This window comes from Paenibacillus sp. 2RAB27, assembly GCF_052115445.1.
Taxonomy (GTDB): Bacteria; Bacillota; Bacilli; order Paenibacillales; family NBRC-103111; genus Paenibacillus_E.
Genome location: NZ_JBFRGR010000095.1, coordinates 1 through 1,049, shown reverse-complemented (window position 1 = coordinate 1,049; position 1,049 = coordinate 1). Strand labels below are relative to the sequence as shown.

The following is a 1,049-nucleotide window of genomic DNA, read 5'->3' as shown; positions in this document are numbered from 1 at the left end:
GGATGTCGCACCTGTTCCTAACTTGCTGCTGATCTTCGTCAGATCAACTGCTCAGCCGTTTGACGGTGCATTCAACGTGATCACTAACTGGTCGCCTGCTCCCACTGTCGGCTTGCCGTCGCCATTGAGCGCCGTTATGCTCGTCACGACTGGTGCTACGGCTACGCCGAAGCTGCCGGCGATTGCATGTTTACTCACAGGAGCTATCTCAATCGTTTTCGTCACATCTTTAATACCATTTGATGCAGCAATACTCACTACATCCGTAATTTGAATGGTTGGATTTGCACCGAGCACAATCTGCAAGCGCGTATCATAGCCGCCAATCGGGTCTGCCCAGTACACGCTTTGCGTAACACCGAAAGGATTTATTCGCGTAACGGTTCCCGTGCTGTCTTTTACTGTGATCGTCGAGATATCGAAAGTAGAATGATCTACTGGCGTATTAAATACAAACTCCAATGTATCGCCCTCAGCAACAGCTGCAGTGCCATCGCCATTCGTTGCGTATACATTACTCAAAGTCGGCTGAACGATCTCTCCAAATGTACCGCTAATCGTTCCTTCCCCACTAATTGTTGCAGATTCACCGCTGTAATCTTTAATTCCTGCGCCAGTACCAATTGTTACGGTATCACCTACAGTTACTGTTGCATTCGTTCCCAAAGTAATAATTAACGATGCTCCATCTAAACTCCAAGCTGCTGTTGCACCTGTACCAAATGTGTGTCCGCTACTTAAAGTAATGCTGCTCAAAATACTTAATGTAGAAGGAATATTTGTCACAGCCGTAAATGCAATTGTAACCTTATCTCCAGCATTGGCTCCACCTAAACCGAGATCGTTGGTTGCTTGTATGCTTCCTATTGCTGGTACAGCCCCTATTCCAAACGTACCACCAATCACAGGCGAGAGCGCAACAATGCTGCCCTCATTCCCTATGTTTTTCAATGCGCCTGCGGCAACGTTCAGCGTATCGCCTTTCTTCACGTCAATGCCTGTTCCGCCTAACGTGATGGTCATAACCGTATTGTTGAGCGTCCAGCTCT

General features: G+C 47.6%; 1 protein-coding gene. It reads right to left on the bottom strand.

The genetic code is table 11. The features are described from left to right. Positions 1–51 precede the first annotated feature (51 nt). A partial coding sequence (locus AB4114_RS35745) for a hypothetical protein (RefSeq protein WP_441992677.1) occupies positions 52–1,049 on the bottom strand: 998 nt, incomplete at its 5' end.